18 protein-coding genes are annotated in these 19535 nt (G+C 59.7%); 12 read left to right on the top strand and 6 right to left on the bottom strand.

From position 1 onward, the window contains the following. Nucleotides 1-24: 24 nt before the first annotated feature. From ACM6IT_RS10525 to ACM6IT_RS10535, 3 genes are read right to left on the bottom strand one after another with little or no spacing between them, the layout of a single operon-like run. A complete protein-coding gene (locus tag ACM6IT_RS10525) occupies nucleotides 25-792 on the bottom strand; it encodes a TerB family tellurite resistance protein (RefSeq protein WP_056726648.1) in 768 nt (255 codons plus the stop codon). Between the two features lies 1 nt (nucleotide 793). Further along, on the bottom strand, nucleotides 794-1465 hold the full coding sequence (gene murU, locus ACM6IT_RS10530) for an N-acetylmuramate alpha-1-phosphate uridylyltransferase MurU (protein WP_223541850.1): 672 nt from the start codon (nucleotides 1463-1465) through the stop codon (nucleotides 794-796). Then, nucleotides 1462-2481: an aminoglycoside phosphotransferase family protein gene (locus ACM6IT_RS10535; protein ID WP_056726646.1), complete on the bottom strand. Its 1020-nt coding sequence runs from the start codon at nucleotides 2479-2481 to the stop codon at nucleotides 1462-1464. Before ACM6IT_RS10535 ends, murU begins: the two co-directional genes overlap by 4 nt. A 130-nt stretch (nucleotides 2482-2611) precedes the next feature. Between ACM6IT_RS10535 and ACM6IT_RS10540 the strand changes: the two genes are divergently transcribed. From ACM6IT_RS10540 to ACM6IT_RS10590, 11 genes are all read left to right on the top strand, one after another. Then, nucleotides 2612-5410 carry an LPS-assembly protein LptD gene (locus ACM6IT_RS10540; RefSeq protein WP_414917940.1) on the top strand — a complete coding sequence of 933 codons (2799 nt, stop codon included), beginning with the start codon at nucleotides 2612-2614 and terminating at the stop codon, nucleotides 5408-5410. Further along, entirely contained in the window at nucleotides 5391-6707 is a 1317-nt protein-coding gene (gene surA, locus ACM6IT_RS10545; RefSeq protein ID WP_156385820.1) for a peptidylprolyl isomerase SurA, read from the top strand. Before ACM6IT_RS10540 ends, surA begins: the two co-directional genes overlap by 20 nt. Next, the gene (gene pdxA, locus ACM6IT_RS10550; protein ID WP_056726643.1) at nucleotides 6704-7693 is read left to right on the top strand and encodes a 4-hydroxythreonine-4-phosphate dehydrogenase PdxA; all 990 of its coding nucleotides are present in this window, start codon (nucleotides 6704-6706) and stop codon (nucleotides 7691-7693) included. Before surA ends, pdxA begins: the two co-directional genes overlap by 4 nt. Further along, nucleotides 7690-8499 (top strand): 16S rRNA (adenine(1518)-N(6)/adenine(1519)-N(6))-dimethyltransferase RsmA, encoded by an 810-nt coding sequence (gene rsmA / locus ACM6IT_RS10555; RefSeq protein ID WP_046039480.1) that lies wholly within the window; start codon nucleotides 7690-7692, stop codon nucleotides 8497-8499. Before pdxA ends, rsmA begins: the two co-directional genes overlap by 4 nt. Before the next feature lie 115 nt (nucleotides 8500-8614). Continuing rightward, nucleotides 8615-8995 (top strand): Co2+/Mg2+ efflux protein ApaG, encoded by a 381-nt coding sequence (apaG, locus tag ACM6IT_RS10560; protein WP_007980214.1) that lies wholly within the window; start codon nucleotides 8615-8617, stop codon nucleotides 8993-8995. Beyond that, nucleotides 8995-9876, top strand: coding sequence for a symmetrical bis(5'-nucleosyl)-tetraphosphatase (locus ACM6IT_RS10565; protein WP_414917941.1), 882 nt, complete (start codon nucleotides 8995-8997; stop codon nucleotides 9874-9876). The genes apaG and ACM6IT_RS10565 overlap by 1 nt, the downstream gene beginning before the upstream one ends. A 33-nt stretch (nucleotides 9877-9909) precedes the next feature. Next, nucleotides 9910-10239, top strand: coding sequence for a thiosulfate sulfurtransferase GlpE (gene glpE / locus ACM6IT_RS10570; RefSeq protein WP_008051614.1), 330 nt, complete (start codon nucleotides 9910-9912; stop codon nucleotides 10237-10239). A 297-nt stretch (nucleotides 10240-10536) separates the two neighbouring features. Next, on the top strand, nucleotides 10537-12459 hold the full coding sequence (locus tag ACM6IT_RS10575) for a PrkA family serine protein kinase (RefSeq protein WP_007980217.1): 1923 nt from the start codon (nucleotides 10537-10539) through the stop codon (nucleotides 12457-12459). A gap of 204 nt (nucleotides 12460-12663) precedes the next feature. After that, nucleotides 12664-13935 (top strand): YeaH/YhbH family protein, encoded by a 1272-nt coding sequence (locus tag ACM6IT_RS10580; RefSeq protein ID WP_056726641.1) that lies wholly within the window; start codon nucleotides 12664-12666, stop codon nucleotides 13933-13935. After that, nucleotides 13932-15494 (top strand): SpoVR family protein, encoded by a 1563-nt coding sequence (locus tag ACM6IT_RS10585; RefSeq protein WP_056726640.1) that lies wholly within the window; start codon nucleotides 13932-13934, stop codon nucleotides 15492-15494. Before ACM6IT_RS10580 ends, ACM6IT_RS10585 begins: the two co-directional genes overlap by 4 nt. A 63-nt stretch (nucleotides 15495-15557) precedes the next feature. Then, nucleotides 15558-16781, top strand: a complete 1224-nt coding sequence (locus tag ACM6IT_RS10590) for a multifunctional CCA addition/repair protein (protein ID WP_414917942.1) — start codon at nucleotides 15558-15560, stop codon at nucleotides 16779-16781. An 86-nt stretch (nucleotides 16782-16867) separates the two neighbouring features. On the opposite strand, the gene folK is transcribed toward ACM6IT_RS10590, so the two are convergent. Together folK and folB are read right to left on the bottom strand one after the other, a co-directional pair. Further along, a complete protein-coding gene (gene folK, locus ACM6IT_RS10595; protein ID WP_414917943.1) occupies nucleotides 16868-17386 on the bottom strand; it encodes a 2-amino-4-hydroxy-6-hydroxymethyldihydropteridine diphosphokinase in 519 nt (172 codons plus the stop codon). Next, nucleotides 17377-17733, bottom strand: a complete 357-nt coding sequence (gene folB / locus ACM6IT_RS10600) for a dihydroneopterin aldolase (RefSeq protein WP_056726637.1) — start codon at nucleotides 17731-17733, stop codon at nucleotides 17377-17379. The genes folK and folB overlap by 10 nt, the downstream gene beginning before the upstream one ends. A 74-nt stretch (nucleotides 17734-17807) precedes the next feature. On the opposite strand from folB, the gene plsY reads away from it, so the two are divergent. Then, on the top strand, nucleotides 17808-18377 hold the full coding sequence (gene plsY, locus ACM6IT_RS10605; RefSeq protein ID WP_056726636.1) for a glycerol-3-phosphate 1-O-acyltransferase PlsY: 570 nt from the start codon (nucleotides 17808-17810) through the stop codon (nucleotides 18375-18377). Nucleotides 18378-18400: 23 nt separating this feature from the next. Here plsY and tsaD read toward each other — a convergent pair whose 3' ends face one another. Continuing rightward, nucleotides 18401-19426, bottom strand: a complete 1026-nt coding sequence (gene tsaD, locus ACM6IT_RS10610; RefSeq protein WP_056726635.1) for a tRNA (adenosine(37)-N6)-threonylcarbamoyltransferase complex transferase subunit TsaD — start codon at nucleotides 19424-19426, stop codon at nucleotides 18401-18403. Nucleotides 19427-19535: the final 109 nt, after the last annotated feature.

Consider the following 19535-nt stretch of genomic DNA (forward strand, 5'->3'; position numbering starts at 1 on the left):
TGCTCGCGATAGCGGTATCACTGGCTAGCGAAAATCCCGTCGCTCCCGAATCAGCGTGTAGGCGTTATGCAGTTCACGCGTTCGTTCGGTGGCCTCACGCACCTGCGTGGCCGTCGCGCCAGTGCCGGCAATCTTGTCCGGATGATGGCGACTGAGCAGGCGCCGATAAGCACGTTTGATCTGCGCCGGCTCAGTGGTGGCCGACACCCCCAAAAGCCTCAGCGCGTCCTGATAACTGGGCACACTTTTGCCCAAGGGCCGTTTCTGCGGTTCATAATCGTGGGCCAACGCCTGCACCTGATGGGATGTCCAGCCCAACCACTTGCCCCATTGGCCGATCAATTGACGTTCACTGCTGCCGGCACGACCATCGGCCCAGACCATTCGCCAACAGGCGCGCAACACACCTTCCGCCGCATGGGGCTGGGCACTCAGGCGACGCAAATAACCGCGCAGGCGGTCGTTGCCCGACTTGCCGCGATTGAACGCGGCAATCGCACGACGCTGGGCCGACTCGGACATCTCCAGCGAGCGCATTTCCGCCCGGGCCTGTTCGATGTGCCCGGCCATCACCTGGCCGTCACACTTGGCCAGTCGCCCCAACAGGACAAACAGCAATTCATCGTTACGCAGCACTGGGCGACCGCCCAGTTTTTCCCGCAAGTGCCCCCAGCTCTGCAGGTGCAAGCGCCGGTCCAGCGCCTGCCCCAACAACGCACCGAGAATGGCCCCCGGAATACTGGCTATGGCATAGCCTGCTCCGGCTCCGATCAGAGTCCCTGGCCACAACATGTCAGCGCCTCGCTTCTATTAATGTTTCAACTTCGGCCAGACGCTCGTGAGTACCGACATCGACCCAGTCCCCCTTCAACTGCTCGCCAGTCACCTGACCGTCAGCCATGGCTTTGCGTAACAGCGGCGCGAGCTTGAAGGCCCCGGCGGTGCAACCGTCGAACAACTGCGGATGCAACACGGCGATACCGCTGTAGGTCAGGGTGCCAATCTCTGGCTGACCGTCGCGGACCTGCGTTTCGACCAGGCTGAAGTCCCCGGCCGGATGATGGGCCGGGTTACTGGCCAGCACCAGGTGCGCCAGGCCGTTGATGGGTTGATGCAGCACGCTGAAATCGTAATCGGTCCAGATGTCTCCATTGACCACGACAAACGCTTCATCCCCCAGCAACGGCAACGCGCGGAAAATCCCGCCGCCGGTTTCCAGGGGCTCACCTTCGGCCGAGTACTGAATGCTCACGCCATAACGCGAACCATCGCCCAGATAGTCTTCGATCTGCTGACCGAGCCAGGCGTGATTGATCACGATGTCGGTGAACCCGGCGGCTGCCAGCGCTCGCAGGTGATACTCGATCAGCGGCACGCCGCCTGCACGCACCAGCGGTTTTGGCGTGGTCAGGGTCAGCGGGCGCATGCGCTCGCCTTTACCCGCGGCCAGAATCATTGCCTTCATGCTTTCACTCCGGCACGCAGACTGGCCAGCAGCACATCCAGTTCGGCCAGCTCAGGGCGACGAGCGATCACTGCTTCTATGTACGCAAAGAAACGTGGCACGTCACCCAGATAGCGCGGTTTACCGTCGCGATGACAGATGCGCGCGAAAATGCCGATGACTTTCAGGTGACGTTGCACGCCCATCAAGTCGCTGGCACGCAGGAAGTCCTCGAAGTCGGGCTGAACCGCAATCCCGAGGGCGCCCGCCTGCTGCCAGTAGCTTTCGAGCCAGCCGTGCACGCGCTCCTCGGGCCAGCTGAGGAATGCATCCTTGAACAGGCAGGTCACGTCGTAGGTCACCGGGCCATACACCGCATCCTGGAAATCCAGCACGCCGGGATTGGGTTCGCTGAGCATCAGGTTGCGCGGCATGTAGTCGCGATGCACCAGGACTTTCGGTTGAGCCAGGGCGCTGTCGATCAACAGTTCGCTGACCTGCTGCCAGAGCACTTGTTGTGCCGCGTCAAATTCGATGCCCAGTTCGCGCTTCACGTACCACTCGGGGAACAGTTCCAGCTCGCGACGCAGCAAGGCCACGTCATAGCTCGGCAAAGGCGCAACCATTGGCAACTGCTGGAAAGCCAGCAACGCCTGCAGGGCATCCTTGAACAAATTGTCGGCGTTTTCGCTGTCGATGACGTCCAGATAGGTCTTGTTGCCCAGGTCATTGAGCAAAAGAAAACCGCGCTCGAGGTCTTCGGCATAAATTTTCGGCACATTTATTCCGGATTTCGCCAGCAAAAAAGCGATATCCACGAAGGGTTTGCAGTTTTCCTGGGGCGGCGGCGCGTCCATCACAATGAAACTTTTGCCATCGCCTTGCCAACGGAAATACCGCCGAAAACTCGCGTCACTGCTGGCTGCAGTCAACGTGGCCGGGGGTACGACGCCCCAGCCCTGCTCGGCAAAAAGGGTCGCCAATTGTTCATCGAGCCAAACTTTCAGGTGTTGCAAGCGTACATCTTGATCAGGCATTGCAAGGGTCTCCGACGGCGCTAGCCGTCAAGCGGGTCATGCTTTATTATCCAGCATCTTTTTCAGACCATCGAGAGGCGTGCGGCCCACACCGCGGGCAGATGGCACGCAGGAAGCCCGGACTAATAAGATGGCATTGAAATCCCCCGCGTTTCGTAAAAAATTTCCGTTGTTGGTTACCGGCAGTTTGCTGGCGCTGCAACCCCTTGCCACTTCCTACGTGGTCGCCGCGGAACAGTATGACTGCTCAGTCTCTGCTTCGGGTTCCTGGGACTGTGCGCCAAAGACGCCGGCGGCTGCATTGCCACCGCGTCCCGTCCATGACGGCAGCGCAGTTTCGGCCACCGGCGGAGCTCCGGCCGAGAACGGTTCCAGCGAAGACGCCGGCGCCAAGCCGGTGCTGGTCACCGAATCCAAAGGCCGTGGCCTGAAGTCGCGTAGCGCAGACTACAGTCACCTCGACTGGGTTCCCCGCGAGCAGCTCACCGCCGCACAATTGGCCGAAACCGGTCCTTATTGCTCTGGTTCCTATATCGAACCGATTCGTCCTGGCATGGATGACAAGACCAATAAAAGTGACGCTCCAACCTTTATCGGCGCAAAAGCCTCCCGCTATAAGCAGGATGAGCAAGTCGCGACCCTGGCCGGCGACGTTGTCATGCGCCAGGGCAGCATGCAGGTCGAAGCAGACGAAGCCAACCTTTACCAGGCCGAGAGCCGTGGCGACCTGAACGGCAACGTGCGCATTCGCGACAACGGCGCCCTGATCGTCGGCGACCACGCCGACGTACAGCTCGACACTGGCGAAGCCAAGGTCGACAACGCCGAATACGTGATGCACAAATCCCGCATCCGCGGTAATGCGCTGTACGCCAAACGTGCCGAGAACGCGATCATCCGCCTCAAGGATGGTACGTACACCACGTGCGAACCGAACAGCAACGCCTGGCAGCTCAAGGGCAACAACATCACCCTGAACCCGGCCACCGGCTTCGGTACCGCGACCAACGTGACGCTGCGGGTCAAGGACATTCCGATCCTGTACACGCCGTACATCTATTTCCCGATCGACGACCGTCGCCAGTCCGGCTTCCTGCCGCCGACCATCGGCACCGGCAGCGATACCGGCTTCATGCTGGTCACCCCGTATTACTTCAACCTGGCGCCGAACTACGATGCCACGTTGTACCCGCGCTACATGGAAAAGCACGGCTTGTTGATGGAAGGCGAATTCCGCTACCTGACCAAGTCCAGCGAAGGCCAGTTCGGTGCGGCGTACCTCAACGACGAAAGCAACGAACGCGACAAGCAGAGCGACGCCGAAAAAACCCGCTACATGTACAACTGGCAGCACAAGGGCGGTCTCGACTCGCGAGTGCTCACGCAAGTCGACTACACCAAGATCAGCGATCCGTATTACTTCCAGGATCTGCAGACCGACCAGATTGGCATCAAAAGCAACGACTACGTGAACCAGCAAGGCTCCGTCACCTATCGTGGCGACAGCTATTCCGCTCGCGTGAACGCCCAGGCCTACGAACTGGCGAGCGTGTCGAACATTACGCCGTACGACCGCCTGCCGCAGCTCACCCTCGACGGCATGCTGCCTTATCATCCGGAAGGCCTGGACTTCACGTACAACACCGAACTCGTGCGGTTTGACCGGGATCTGCAGAGCGGAACATACTTTGACGAAGACGGTGTCGGCTCTCCCCGCCTCGATAACAACGTTCAAGGCCTGGCTCGTGCCAATGGCGACCGCCTGAACCTGGCGCCCGCCATCAGCTTGCCGATGAATACGACGTACGGCTTCCTGACACCGAAGCTCAAGTACCAGTACACCCAGTACCAACTGGACCTGGACAGCACTGGCAAAGGTCAGATTGCGAATCAGACCGCAGAACAGGACAAGCTCCTGGGAACGTTCGACAGCAACCAGAACCGCGGCGTACCAATCGCCAGCATCGACAGCGGCCTGTACTTCGATCGCAATACCCAGTATTTCGGCAAGAACTACCGCCAGACCCTCGAGCCGCGCCTGTTCTACCTGTACGTGCCTGAGGTCGACCAGGAAGACATCCCGGTATTCGACACCAGCGAATACACCTTCAACTATGCATCGCTGTTCCGTGACAACCGCTTCTCCGGCTCCGACCGTGTCGGCGACGAGAACAAACTGTCCCTGGGCGTGACCAGCCGCTGGATCGAAGACGACGGTTTCGAGCGTCAGCGCATCAGTGTCGGCCAGGCCTTGTACTTCAAGGACCGCGAAGTTCAGTTGCCGGGTATCGATGCAAAAACCCGTGCCGATGCCCAAGCCAGCGTTTCGCCGTACGCACTGGAATACGAATATCGCTGGAACCGCGACTGGCGTACCACCGCCGACTACAACTGGGACCCGGACAGCCGCAGCCCTCGCTCGGGCAGCGCGATGTTCCACTACCAGCCTGAAGACAATCCGAACAAGATCGTCAACTTCGGCTACCGCTATCGTAATGACCAGGTCCGTTACGACCAGAACACCGGTAAATGGACTGTGGGCGGCGGTGACTACGGCACCCCTGGCCAGCCTGGCTACGTGAAGGATTACTACAAGATCGAACAGCACGACTTCTCGGTGATCTGGCCAATCGTGCCGCAATGGAGCGTTATCAGCCGTTGGCAGTATGACTACAACCGCAACCGTACCCTGGATGCATTCGGTGGTTTCGAGTACGACAACTGCTGCTGGAAACTGCGCCTGATCAACCGTTACTTCGTTGATTACGACGAGTTCAGCCAGGAAGCACCGCAAAACGAAAAAGGCGACCATGGCGTCTTCCTCCAAATTGTTCTGAAGGGACTCGGCGGCCTTACCGGCTCCAAGGCCGAGAGCTTCCTCGACAAAGGCATTCAAGGTTATCGTGAACGTGAAGACCAAGCTTTCTGATTGTCTGCGCCCGCTGATGCTGGGCGCGCTGTTCCTGAGTACGGCGGCCAGCGCCGCCGTGCAGTCCATCGATAAAGTGGTGGCCATCGTCGACAACGACGTGGTCATGCAGAGCCAACTGGACCAACGGGTTCATGAAGTTCAAAAAACCATTGCCAAGCGCGGTTCTGCCGTGCCGCCGGCCAGCGTGCTGGAACAGCAGGTACTTGAGCGCCTGATCGTCGAAAACCTGCAATTGCAGATCGGCGAGCGCTCCGGCATCCGCATTACCGACGAAGAGTTGAACCAGGCTGTCGGCACCATTGCCCAGCGCAACAACATGTCGGTCGAGCAGTTCCGCACCGCCCTGACTCGCGACGGTCTGTCCTACGACGACGCACGCGAGCAGATTCGCCGCGAAATGGTCATCAGCCGTGTACGCCAGCGTCGGGTCGCCGAACGCATCCAGATCTCCGAGCAGGAAGTGAAGAATTTCCTGGCGTCCGACCTGGGCAAAATGCAGCTGTCTGAAGAGTTCCACCTGGCCAACATCCTGATTCCTACGCCGGAAAGCGCCAACTCCGATGCGATTCAGAGTGCAGCCAAGCAGGCCGATGCGATTTACCAGCAGCTCAAGCAAGGCGCTGACTTCGGTCAGTTGGCAATCGCCAAGTCCGCCAGCGAAACCGCACTGGAGGGTGGTGACATGGGCTGGCGTAAAGCCGCTCAATTGCCTCCGCCGTTCGATCGCCTGCTGAGCACCATGCCGGTGGGTGATGTCACCCAGCCAATGCGCACCCCGGGCGGCTTCATCATCCTGAAGGTCCTCGAAAAGCGTGGCGGCCAGACCCAGATGCGCGACGAAGTGCATGTGCGCCACATCCTGGTCAAACCGAGCCCGATCCGCGACGAAGCAAAAACCAAGGCCCTGGTTGAGTCGCTCTACAGCCGTATCGAGTCTGGCGAAGACTTCGGCGAGCTGGCGAAAAGCTACTCGGAAGACCCGGGTTCAGCCCTTAACGGCGGCGACCTGAACTGGATCGACCCGAACGCACTGGTGCCGGAATTCCGCGAAGTGATGGCCAAGACCCCGCAAGGTCAGCTGTCCAGGCCGTTCCAGACTCAGTACGGCTGGCACGTCCTGGAAGTCCTTGGCCGTCGCGCCACCGACAGCACCTCACAGGCTCGCGAGCAGCAAGCAATGACCGTTTTGCGTAACCGCAAATACGATGAAGAGCTGCAAACCTGGCTGCGTCAGATCCGTGACGAAGCGTACGTGGAAATCAAACTCCCTGGCGCCGACCAGGCAGCGCAGTGAAACCCCAACGTTTCGCGCTGACACCCGGCGAACCAGCCGGCATAGGTCCCGACCTGTGCCTGCTGCTCGCCTCGCAAGCCCAGCCTCATCCCCTGATTGCCATTACCAGCCGCGACCTGCTCATTGAGCGGGCCGCGCAGCTGGGTGTGGCTGTCGATTTGCTACCGGTCACACCGGACAACTGGCCGGATGCACCCGCGCCAGCCAACAGCCTGTATGTCTGGGATACACCGCTCAATGCCAAGGTCGTCGCCGGGCAACTGGACAAGGCCAACGCTGCCTTCGTACTGGAAACCCTGACCCGCGCCGGCCAGGGCTGCCTGGACGGACATTTCGCCGGCATGATTACCGCGCCGGTGCACAAAGGCGTCATCAACGAATCCGGCATCGCCTTTTCCGGGCACACGGAATTCCTCGCCGACCTGACCCACACCGCGCAAGTGGTGATGATGCTGGCTACACGCGGCTTGCGCGTGGCCCTGGTGACCACTCACCTGCCCCTTCGCGAGATTGCCGATGCAATCACGCCAGAGCGTCTGGAACGCGTCACGCGAATCCTGCACGCCGACCTGAAAAGCAAGTTCGGCATCGCCCGGCCACGCATCCTGGTCTGCGGGCTCAACCCCCATGCCGGCGAAGGCGGACACCTGGGCCATGAAGAAATCGATATCATCGAACCCACATTAGAGCGCCTGCGCGGCGAGGGCATGGACCTTCGTGGCCCCCTGCCCGCCGACACTCTGTTTACCCCCAAATATCTGGAGCACTGCGATGCGGTGCTGGCGATGTACCACGACCAGGGCCTGCCGGTGCTGAAGTACAAAGGCTTCGGCGCGGCAGTCAACGTGACCCTCGGCTTGCCGATCATCCGCACCTCGGTCGACCACGGCACAGCCCTGGACCTGGCCGGCAGCGGCAGGATCGACACCGGCAGCCTGCAAGTCGCCCTGGAAACCGCCTACCAGATGGCCGAGACCCGTTTATGACCGAGCACTACCAACACAAGGCGCGCAAACGCTTTGGCCAGAACTTCCTGCACGATGCCGGCGTTATCGACCGCATCCTGCGCTCCATTCATGCCAAGGCAGAAGACCGCCTGCTGGAAATCGGCCCGGGCCAGGGTGCACTGACCCAAGGCCTGCTCAGCAGCGGCGCGCAACTTGATGTGGTGGAACTGGACAAGGACCTGATCCCGATCCTCAACCAGCAGTTTGCCGGCAAGAGCAACTTCAACCTGCATCAGGGCGATGCGCTGAAGTTCGACTTCAACAGCCTGAATGCCGCGCCTGGCAGCCTGCGAGTGGTCGGCAACCTGCCGTACAACATCTCCACCCCGCTGATTTTTCACCTGCTGCACAACTCGCACCTGATTCGCGACATGCACTTCATGCTGCAAAAGGAAGTGGTCGAGCGCCTGGCTGCCGGCCCTGGTGGTGGTGACTGGGGTCGCTTGTCGATCATGGTTCAGTACCACTGCAGGGTCGAGCACCTGTTCAACGTCGGCCCTGGCGCGTTCAACCCGCCACCGAAAGTCGACTCGGCCATCGTGCGCCTGGTGCCCCACGCGGTACTGCCACACCCGGCCAAGGATCACCGCCTGCTGGAACGCGTCGTGCGCGAAGCGTTCAACCAGCGCCGCAAAACCCTGCGCAACACCCTCAAGCTGTTGCTGAGCAATGCTGAAATCGAAGCCGCCGGTGTCGATGGCAGCCTGCGTCCCGAGCAACTCGACCTGGCCGCGTTCGTGCGCCTGGCTGACAAGCTCAGCGAACAAAAGCCTGCCGCAGACTGACAAGCGATGAGCGCTATCGGGTAGGACGCCACTCTGGTCTACTACCCGATACTTGGCCTAGACTGAACCCCAACAGCTACGCCCCGCGTCCCGCTTCGTTTTTAAGGCCCCTTGCATGTCCGATCCTCGCTATCAGGTCGACGTCAGCGTCGTCACTCGCTATCTGGCAGAACAATCGCAACCCGAGCACGACCGCTTTGCCTTCGCCTACACCATCACCGTGCAAAACAATGGTGAAATGCCCGCCAAACTGCTTTCACGGCACTGGGTCATCACCGATGGTGACGGGCATGTCGAAGAAGTGCGCGGCGCAGGCGTCGTCGGCCAGCAACCGTTGATCGACCCCGGCAAGAGCCACACCTACAGCAGCGGCACGGTCATGACCACCAAGGTCGGCACCATGCAAGGCACCTATCAGATGTTGTCCGACGACGGCAAACACTTCGATGCCATCATCGCGCCCTTCCGCCTGGCGGTGCCCGGAGCCTTGCACTGATGGCAACGTACGCTGTCGGTGACCTGCAAGGCTGTCTTCAAGCCCTGCAATGCCTGCTCAAACAAGTGGCGTTCGACCCACAACGGGATCGCCTGTGGCTGGTGGGCGACCTGGTCAACCGCGGCCCGCAGTCGCTGGAAACCTTGCGCTTCCTCTACAGCATTCGCGAATCGCTGGTGTGCGTGCTCGGCAACCATGACCTGCACCTGCTGGCGGCCGGACGCAATATCGAGCGACTGAAAAAGGCCGATACCCTGCGCGAGATCATTGAAGCGCCCGATAGCGCCGAACTGCTGGAATGGCTGCGCCAGCAAAAGCTCATGCACTACGACGAACAGCGCAACCTTGCACTGGTCCATGCCGGCATTCCACCGCAGTGGTCGCTGCGCAAAGCCTTGAAGTGTGCCGCCGAGGTCGAGACCGCCTTGCGCGACGACAACCTGTTGCCGCCCTACCTCGATGGCATGTACGGCAACGATCCGGCGAAATGGGACAACGACCTCAAAGGCGTGACGCGCCTGCGGGTGATCACCAACTATTTCACGCGCATGCGCTTTTGCACCGCCGAAGGCAAACTCGACCTCAAGAGCAAGGAAGGCCTCGATACCGCACCGCCTGGCTACAAGCCCTGGTTCCAGCACAAGGAACGCAAGACCAAGGACCTGAAGATCATCTTCGGTCACTGGGCAGCGCTGGAAGGCAACGTCGAAGAGCCGGGTATTTCGGCACTCGATACAGGCTGTGTCTGGGGCGGCGCCCTGACCCTGATGAACGTCGACAGCTTTGAGCGCCTGTCCTGCAAATGCGACGAACACGGTCATGCCGTGCCGCCAGTCGCCTCATCCATTCCCCAAACATCGCCAGCCAGCGCCCCGCGCTAGACTGCCCATTCAGCCGAGCCACAGGAGCCCGCCATGAGCGAATTCAAACGTATCCCCCCGGAACAGGCCCAGGCCCTGCGCGAACAAGGCGCAGTGGTGGTCGACGTCCGCGACCCGGCCACTTTTGCCGCCCTGCACATCGCAGGCTCCAAGCACCTGGATAACCATTCCCTGCACGCTTTCATCCAGGGTGCCGACCTCGATGCACCGACCGTGGTGGTCTGCTATCACGGCAATTCCAGCCAGGGCGCAGCCGCCTACCTGATCAGCCAGGGCTTCTCCGACGTCTACAGCATGGATGGCGGATTTGAGTTGTGGCGTACGACGTATCCTGCGGAAACGGCGCAAGGCACCACTGAATAATTTTTTTGTAACGTTGCAGGCCCCGGCTCCCGCGGGCTGGCGCGGTGGCAGACGAACGGTCTGCCACAACTAATTACGTATCTCGCCTTTACCTCCCGAATTCCCAACTATCCTTAAGCCCAGGCCATCCAAAACAGGGGAGAGCCGGTACACCGGCGCACGGGTCATCGGGAGTAGCTTTCGGAGTAGTCAGCTCCGGGAGAGTTCTGGGGGGTAAACAGCAATCGCCTGTTCGGTTGCTGCCAGCATCGACTGAGTGATCCGGCGTCGGCTCCACGTATCGAGCGAGGTGACGTCATGAGTATCTTTAGCCACTTCCAACAACGCTTCGAGTCCACACGCCAGGAAGAACTCTCTCTGCAAGAGTATCTGGAACTGTGCAAAAAAGACCGTAGCGCCTACGTTTCCGCCGCCGAGCGTCTACTGCTGGCCATCGGTGAACCGGAACTGCTCGACACCTCGACCAACTCGAGACTGTCGCGCATCTTCTCCAACAAGGTCATCCGTCGCTATCCGGCCTTTGAAGACTTCCACGGGATGGAAGAATGCATCGACCAGATCGTGTCGTATTTCCGCCATGCCGCGCAGGGCCTGGAAGAGAAGAAACAGATCCTTTACCTGCTCGGCCCAGTCGGTGGCGGTAAATCGTCCCTGGCCGAGAAGCTCAAGCAACTGATGGAAAAAGTGCCCTTCTATGCCATCAAGGGCTCGCCGGTTTTCGAGTCGCCCCTGGGTCTGTTCAACTCCACTGAAGATGGAGCGATCCTGGAAGAAGACTTCGGCATTCCACGGCGCTACCTCAACACCATCATGTCGCCATGGGCGACCAAGCGCCTGGCCGAATTCGGCGGCGACATCAGCCAGTTCCGCGTGGTGAAACTCTACCCGTCGATCCTCAACCAGATCGCCGTGGCCAAGACCGAACCTGGCGACGAAAACAACCAGGACATCTCGGCGCTGGTGGGCAAGGTCGATATCCGCAAACTGGAGGAGTTCCCGCAGAATGACGCCGACGCCTACAGCTACTCGGGCGCCCTGTGCCGGGCCAACCAGGGCCTGATGGAATTCGTCGAAATGTTCAAGGCACCCATCAAGGTGCTGCACCCACTGCTGACCGCCACCCAGGAGGGCAACTACAACAGTACCGAAGGCCTCGGCGCGATTCCGTTCACCGGGATCCTGTTGGCCCACTCCAACGAATCGGAGTGGCATACCTTCCGCAATAACAAGAACAACGAAGCCTTCATCGACCGGATCTACATCGTCAAAGTGCCGTACTGCCTGCGGGTCAGTGACGAAGTCAAGATCTACGACAAGCTGCTGTTCAACAGTTCGCTGGCCAAGGCGCATTGCGCGCCGGATACCCTGAAGATGCTGGCCCAGTTCACCGTGCTCTCGCGCCTCAAGGAGCCGGAAAACTCCAACATCTACTCGAAGATGCGCGTGTACGACGGCGAGAACCTCAAGGATACCGATCCGAAAGCCAAATCGATCCAGGAATACCGCGACAATGCGGGCGTCGACGAAGGCATGAACGGTCTTTCGACCCGCTTCGCATTCAAGATCCTGTCTAAGGTGTTCAACTTCGATCCGCACGAAATCGCCGCCAACCCGGTACACCTGCTCTACGTGCTTGAACAACAGATCGAGCAGGAACAGTTCCAGGCCGAGACCCGCGAACGCTATCTGCGCTTCCTCAAGGAGTACCTGGCACCGCGCTACATCGAGTTCATCGGCAAGGAGATCCAGACCGCCTACCTCGAGTCTTACAGCGAGTACGGTCAGAACATCTTCGATCGTTATGTGCTGTACGCCGACTTCTGGATCCAGGACCAGGAGTACCGCGACCCGGAAACCGGCGAGATCCTCAACCGCGTAGCGTTGAACGAAGAACTGGAGAAAATCGAAAAACCGGCCGGCATCAGCAATCCGAAGGATTTCCGCAACGAAATCGTCAACTTCGTACTGCGCGCCCGGGCCAACAACAACGGCAAGAACCCGACCTGGCTCAGCTACGAAAAACTGCGGGTGGTCATCGAGAAGAAAATGTTCTCCAACACCGAGGACCTGCTGCCAGTCATCAGCTTCAATGCCAAGGCCAGCAAAGAGGACCAGCAGAAACACAACGACTTCGTCACACGGATGGTCGAGCGGGGCTACACCGACAAACAGGTACGACTGCTCTCCGAGTGGTACCTGCGGGTCAGAAAATCACAATAACCCGCTGCCGGTCAGACCGGTTGTCGTCAGCCAGAGACCTGTGTGCGCTTTTTCTGTTACACAGGCCTCTGGAAGGTGTTCGAAAGTCGGTAGCGAGTTCAGGCAGCATCCAAAGCGCTTGGGGGAGCGTTCAACATCCCTCGGCTCTCGGTTCGATGCTGTATCACCGCTCGCCCCTTTCAGGACAGCTTCTAAGGAGCAGTCATGAGCTATGTGATCGACCGACGTCTCAATGGCAAGAACAAGAGCACGGTGAACCGCCAGCGGTTTCTGCGGCGTTACCGTGATCACATCAAGAAGGCTGTCGAAGAGGCGGTCAGCCGGCGCTCCATTACCGATATGGAACACGGCGAACAAATCAGCATTCCCGGCCGCGACATCGACGAGCCGGTGCTTCATCACGGTCGCGGTGGCAAGCAGACGGTCGTGCACCCGGGCAACAAGGAATTCACCAGCGGCGAACATATCGCCCGCCCACCGGGAGGCGGTGGTGGCCGTGGCCCCGGCAAGGCCGGCAATTCCGGCGAAGGAATGGACGAATTCGTCTTCCAGATCACCCAGGAAGAGTTCCTCGAGTTCATGTTCGAGGACCTCGAACTACCCAATCTGGTCAAGCGTAACCTGACCGGCACCGACACCTTCAAGACCGTGCGCGCCGGGATCAGCAACGAGGGTAACCCGTCGCGGATCAACATCATTCGCACCCTGCGTTCGGCTCACGCCCGGCGTATCGCCCTGTCCGGCAGCAGCCGGGCAAAGCTGCGCGAAGCCAAGGAAGAACTTCTGCGACTCAAGCAGGAAGAACCGGACAACTTCGGCGATATTCAGAAAATCGAAGAAGAAATCGAAAAACTCAGTGCGCGCATTCATCGCATCCCGTTCCTCGACACGTTCGACCTCAAGTACAACCTGCTCATCAAGCAACCCAACCCCAGTTCCAAGGCCGTGATGTTCTGCCTGATGGACGTGTCCGGCTCGATGACCCAGGCGACCAAGGATATCGCCAAGCGCTTCTTTATCCTGCTGTACCTGTTTCTCAAGCGTAACTACGACAAGATTGACGTCGTGTTCATCCGCCACCACACCAGCGCCCGCGAAGTGGATGAAGAGGAGTTTTTCTACTCCCGTGAAACCGGCGGCACCATCGTCTCCAGCGCCTTGAAACTGATGCAGGAGATCATGGCCGAGCGTTATCCGAGCAACGAGTGGAACATCTACGCCGCCCAGGCCTCCGACGGTGACAACTGGAACGACGACTCCCCTATCTGTCGCGACATCCTGATCAACCAGATCATGCCTTTCGTGCAGTACTACACTTACGTTGAGATCACCCCGCGCGAACACCAGGCCCTGTGGTTCGAGTACGAGCGCATCGCCGAAGCCTTTTCCGACACATTTGCCCAGCAACAACTGGTCTCGGCCGGGGATATCTATCCGGTCTTCCGTGAACTCTTCCAGCGCAGGTTAGTGACATGACCGCCAAAGAGCAGAAACGCCAACCCATTTCCACCGGCTCCGAATGGACGTTCGAGCTGATTCAGGCCTACGACCGCGAAATCAGTCGTATTGCGGCCGGTTACGCACTCGATACGTATCCCAACCAGATCGAAGTGATCACCGCCGAACAGATGATGGACGCCTACGCCTCGGTCGGTATGCCGCTGGGTTATCACCACTGGTCCTACGGCAAGCACTTCCTCAGCACCGAAAAGTCCTACACCCGCGGCCAGATGGGGCTGGCCTACGAAATCGTGATCAACTCCGATCCATGCATCGCCTACCTGATGGAAGAAAACACAATCTGCATGCAGGCGCTGGTGGTGGCCCATGCCTGCTACGGGCACAACAGCTTTTTCAAAGGCAATTACCTGTTCCGCACCTGGACCGACGCCAGCTCGATCATCGATTACCTGGTGTTTGCCAAGCAGTACATCATGCAGTGCGAAGAACGCCACGGCATCGACGCGGTCGAGGACCTGCTCGACTCCTGCCATGCCCTGATGAACTATGGTGTCGACCGCTACAAACGCCCTTATCCGATCTCCGCGGAGGAAGAACGTCGCCGGCAAAAGGACCGGGAAGAACATCTACAGAAACAGATCAACGATCTGTGGCGCACCATTCCCAAGGGCGCGGACAAGTACAGCGACAAGGACAACGCGCGCTTCCCCGCCGAACCTCAGGAAAATATCCTGTACTTCATCGAAAAACACGCACCACTGCTGGAGCCATGGCAGCGGGAAATCGTGCGCATCGTGCGCAAGATCGCCCAGTATTTTTATCCACAGCGTCAGACCCAGGTGATGAACGAGGGCTGGGCCACGTTCTGGCACTACACCCTGATGAACGACCTCTACGACGAGGGCCTGGTCACCGACGGCTTCATGATGGAGTTCCTGACGTCCCACACCAGCGTGGTGTTCCAGCCTGGTTTCGACAGCCCTTACTACAGCGGCATCAACCCCTACGCCCTGGGGTTTGCCATGTACCGCGACATCCGTCGCATGTGCGAAGAACCTACGGAAGAAGATTACCGCTGGTTCCCGGACATCGCCGGTACCGACTGGCTGGCAGCCATCAAATTCGCCATGAGCAGCTTCAAGGACGAGAGCTTCATCCTGCAGTACCTGTCGCCCAAGGTGATCCGCGACCTGAAGCTGTTCAGCATTCTCGATGACGACCAGAAGGACGACCTGCTGGTGCCCGCCATTCACGACGAAGGAGGCTACCGCATCATCCGTGAAACCCTCGCGGCACAGTACAACCTGGGTAATCGCGAGCCCAACGTGCAGATCTACAGCATCGACCGGCGTGGCGACCGATCCCTGACCCTGCGTCACCAGCAGCACGACCGCAAACCACTCGGGGACTCGACTGAAGAAGTACTCAAACACCTGCACCGCCTCTGGGGCTTCGATATTCACCTGGAAACCCTGCAAGGCGATCAGGTCATGAAAACCCACCATGTGCCGCCCAGAAGCGAGCACAGCGAAGGTGATTACGGCCGCCTGGACCTGGCCGTCATCCATCTTTGATCCGGTTTGCGCCTCCGAAAGCTCGATGCAACGGTTATCCTGTCGAGCTAACGGAGGTTTTTTATGCGTATTTATAAAGTCGGCGGCGCGGTACGCGATCGCCTGCTGGGCAAACCGGTAACCGATATCGACTGGGTCGTGGTCGGCGCCACCACCGAAGAAATGCTCGCCAAGGGCTTTCGCCCGGTGGGTGCGGACTTCCCGGTGTTTCTTCACCCAAAAAGCGGTGAGGAATACGCCCTGGCCCGCACCGAGCGCAAAAGCGGGCGCGGTTACGGCGGGTTCACTTTTCACGCAAGCCCTGAAGTCACCCTCGAAGAAGACTTGATCCGTCGCGACCTGACCATCAATGCCATGGCCGAAGACGACCAGCAGAACCTGACCGACCCGTACCACGGCCAGCGCGATCTCGAAGCGCGCCTGCTTCGCCATGTTTCCCCGGCATTTGCCGAAGATCCGCTCCGGGTCCTGCGTGTTGCCCGCTTCGCGGCACGCTACGCGACGCTGGGTTTTACCGTTGCCCCGGAAACCCTGGCACTGATGCGCCAACTCAGCGAGTCAGGCGAACTTGAAGCACTGACCCCGGAACGCAGCTGGAAGGAAATTTCCCGCGCCCTGATGGAAGATCAGCCACAGGTGTTTGTGGAGGTTTTGCGCGCATGCGGCGCACTCCAGGTCCTGATGCCCGAGGTCGACGCGCTGTTTGGCGTACCGCAACCACCCGCCCATCACCCGGAAATCGATACAGGCATACATACCCTGAGCGTGTTGCAGCAAGCGGCGCGGCACAAACAGCCGTTGACCGTGCGCTGGGCCTGCCTGCTGCACGACCTGGGCAAGGGCCTGACGCCCGAGGAAGAATGGCCGCGACACATTGCCCACGAGTTCAAAGGCCTGAAGCTGATCAAAGCGATCAATGAACGCTTCAAGGTACCGAGGGACTGCCAGGAACTGGCACTGCTGGTGGGCGAGTATCACACCCATGGGCATCGCGCCCTTGAGCTGAAGCCATCAACGTTGCTGGAGGTGCTGCAAAGCTTCGACATTTACCGCCGGCCACAGCGGTTCGAGGAGTTCATCGCGGCATGTGAGATGGATGCGCGTGGGCGCGAAGGGCTGGAAGAAAGAAGTTATCCACAGGCGGATTATTTGCGCGGCGCGGCAACCGCGGCTCGTAGCGTGGCGGTTCAGCCGCTGCTGGAGAAAGGCTTCAAGGGGCCGGAACTGGGGGAGGCGATCAAGCGTGAGCGACTCAAGGCGCTGAAGGCCTACAAAGAAAAAGCCTGAACAGGATAAAAGATCGCAGCCTTCGGCAGCTCCTACAGGACGCATCAATCCTTGTAGGAGCTGCCGAAGGCTGCGATCTTTTTGCTTTACAGTAAATCAGAGGGTGTCAGCTGCCCACCACGCCATTCGAAAGCCACTGGCGCCAACACCTGATCAATCTGCGCTTCAGCCCACAAGGTCGCAAAGCCCTTGCCTGCGCCCGGGTGCACGCGATCCGGTGCTATCAACGACAACGGCCACAGAACGAACGCATTCTTCAGAATTTCTGCCCGCGGCAAGATCAGGCCGTCGAAGTTGCCCACCAGGTCACCGAACAACAACACGTCGATATCCAGTGGCAAACCTCGGCGATCCGGTGCGTAACGACCGTTATCCGCCTCGATGAATTTCAATCGTCGATCAAGTTCAATAAGCGGCAGATCGGTATACGCCGACACCACGAAATTGAAGAATGGCCCACTCTTGATGCCCACCGGCTGACTTTCGAACACCGCCGAACAGCGGATATCGACAAGAAACGCCGCCAAAGCATCGAGCCCCGCCCGCAAATGGGCTTCACGCTCGATATTGCTACCGAGCCCGAGGTACACCTGTGTCAGCGACATCCGCGCTCGATCTCCACGCCCACACCGCCGATGGCAGCCGGGACAGCGCCGGGCTTGGTCAGCTTCAGGCGCATCCAGGTGATCTTGAATTCGCTCATCAGTACTTCAACCAGCCGCTCGGCAAAGGTTTCCACCAGCTGGAATTGCGCCTGCTCGGCAAACGCCTGGATACGCGAGGAAACACTGGCGTAGTCGAGCGCCAGGGTCAGGTCATCACCGGCTGCGGCCGGGCGATTATCCCAGGCGAAGCTCAGATCAAGACGCAAGCACTGTCGGATGCCTCGTTCCCAGTCGTAGGCACCAATCACCGTGTCGACTTCCAGGCCCTCGATAAACACTCTGTCCAAGCACTTCTCTCCGCTACACGACAAGGGCGCAATGCGCCGTTAGAATCAGGGCTTCCTCGCCCGGAATAGTTAGCATGTTTTGGTTATTGGCGATCCTCGCCTACCTGCTCGGCTCTCTGTCCTTTGCCATTTTGCTCAGCCGCCTGACCGGTAACCCCGATCCGCGAATGAGTGGCTCGGGTAATGCCGGCGCCACCAACATGTTGCGCCTGGCCGGCAAGAAACTCGCCATCCTGACCCTGCTCGGCGACCTTTGCAAAGGCCTGCTGCCCGTGCTGATCGCCGGTATCGCGGGCCTTTCACTACAGGATCAGGCCTGGATCGGCGTCTATGCCGTGATCGGCCATCTGTTTCCGTTGTACTTCCGCTTTCGTGGCGGCAAGGGTGTCGCCACCGCAGCCGGCATGTTGCTGGGACTATACCCGCCCGCAGCCTTTCTGGCGGTCTGCGCCTGGCTCTTGACGTTCTACCTGACCCGCACCAGCTCCCTGGCCGCCCTCATCGCCACACCACTGACCCTGCCGCTGCTGGCCTGGCAGGAACCGGCCGCCCTGTTGCCCATGAGCGTACTCACAGGCCTGATCGTCTGGCGCCATCGCGGCAATCTACGTGACCTGTTTGCCGGGCGCGAACGGCACTTCTAGCGGCCGGACATAAGCACCGTTCATCACAATGCGGTCAACTGCTCCATCGGCCAGCGTGCCTGCACGCTGATAGCCAGGCTTTCCTGCTGACCGGCCTGCAAGCGCTGGCAACCGGCGAACGCAATCATTGCGCCATTATCGGTGCAGAACTCAGGGCGTGCATAAAACACATCGCCTTTCATGTCGCCGAGCATTTTTTCCAGGGAAGTGCGCAACGCCTTGTTGGCACTGACGCCCCCTGCTATCACCAGACGCTTCATTCCTGCCTGCTTGAGGGCACGCTTGCACTTGATGGTCAAAGTCTCCACCACGGCCTGCTGGAACGCCAGCGAGATGTCGCAACGGGCTTGCTCGCTGTCGTCCCCGGCGCTGACGCACTGCTGCCAGGTATTCAAGGCGAAGGTTTTCAAGCCGCTGAAACTGAAATCCAGGCCCGGGCGGTCGCACATAGGCCGCGGGAACACGAAACGTCCTGCAACGCCCTGCCCTGCAAGGCGAGCGATCTCCGGCCCGCCCGGATAATTGAGGCCCATCATCTTGGCTGTCTTGTCGAAAGCTTCGCCGGCGGCGTCATCCAGGGTCTCGCCCAGGAGCGTGTACTGACCGATTCCGTCGACCTGAACCAGTTGCGTATGACCACCCGACACCAACAAAGCGACGAACGGAAATTCCGGCGGTTGCGACTCCAGCATCGGCGCCAGCAAATGGCCTTCCATGTGATGCACCCCGAGGGCCGGGATGCCCCAGGCAAAGGCCAGCGCCTGGGCGCAGGAAGCCCCTACCAGCAGGGCACCGACCAGGCCAGGACCCGCGGTGTAGGCGATCGCATCGATCTCGGTCGGCACGCAGCCGGCCTCGGCCAACACCTGACGAATCAAGGGCAGCATGCGTTTGACGTGATCGCGCGAAGCCAGCTCCGGCACCACGCCACCATAAGCGCGGTGCAGGTCGATCTGACTGAACAGCGCGTCGGCCAGCAGGCCGCGCTCACTGTCATATAATGCGACACCGGTTTCGTCGCAGGAGGTTTCTAATCCCAGTACTAGCATGGGTTTGCGCCTTGTTTAGGCTGAATTCGAAGGCGCGCATAATAGTCGTCGCGTGATGCCCCGACCAGCGGTTTTCGATCAGAGGCTTTGCATTCCGAGCGATGAGGGG

It is taken from the genome of Pseudomonas sp. IT-P4 (genome assembly GCF_949767755.1).
In the GTDB taxonomy this organism is placed as follows: Bacteria; Pseudomonadota; Gammaproteobacteria; order Pseudomonadales; family Pseudomonadaceae; genus Aquipseudomonas; species Aquipseudomonas monachiensis.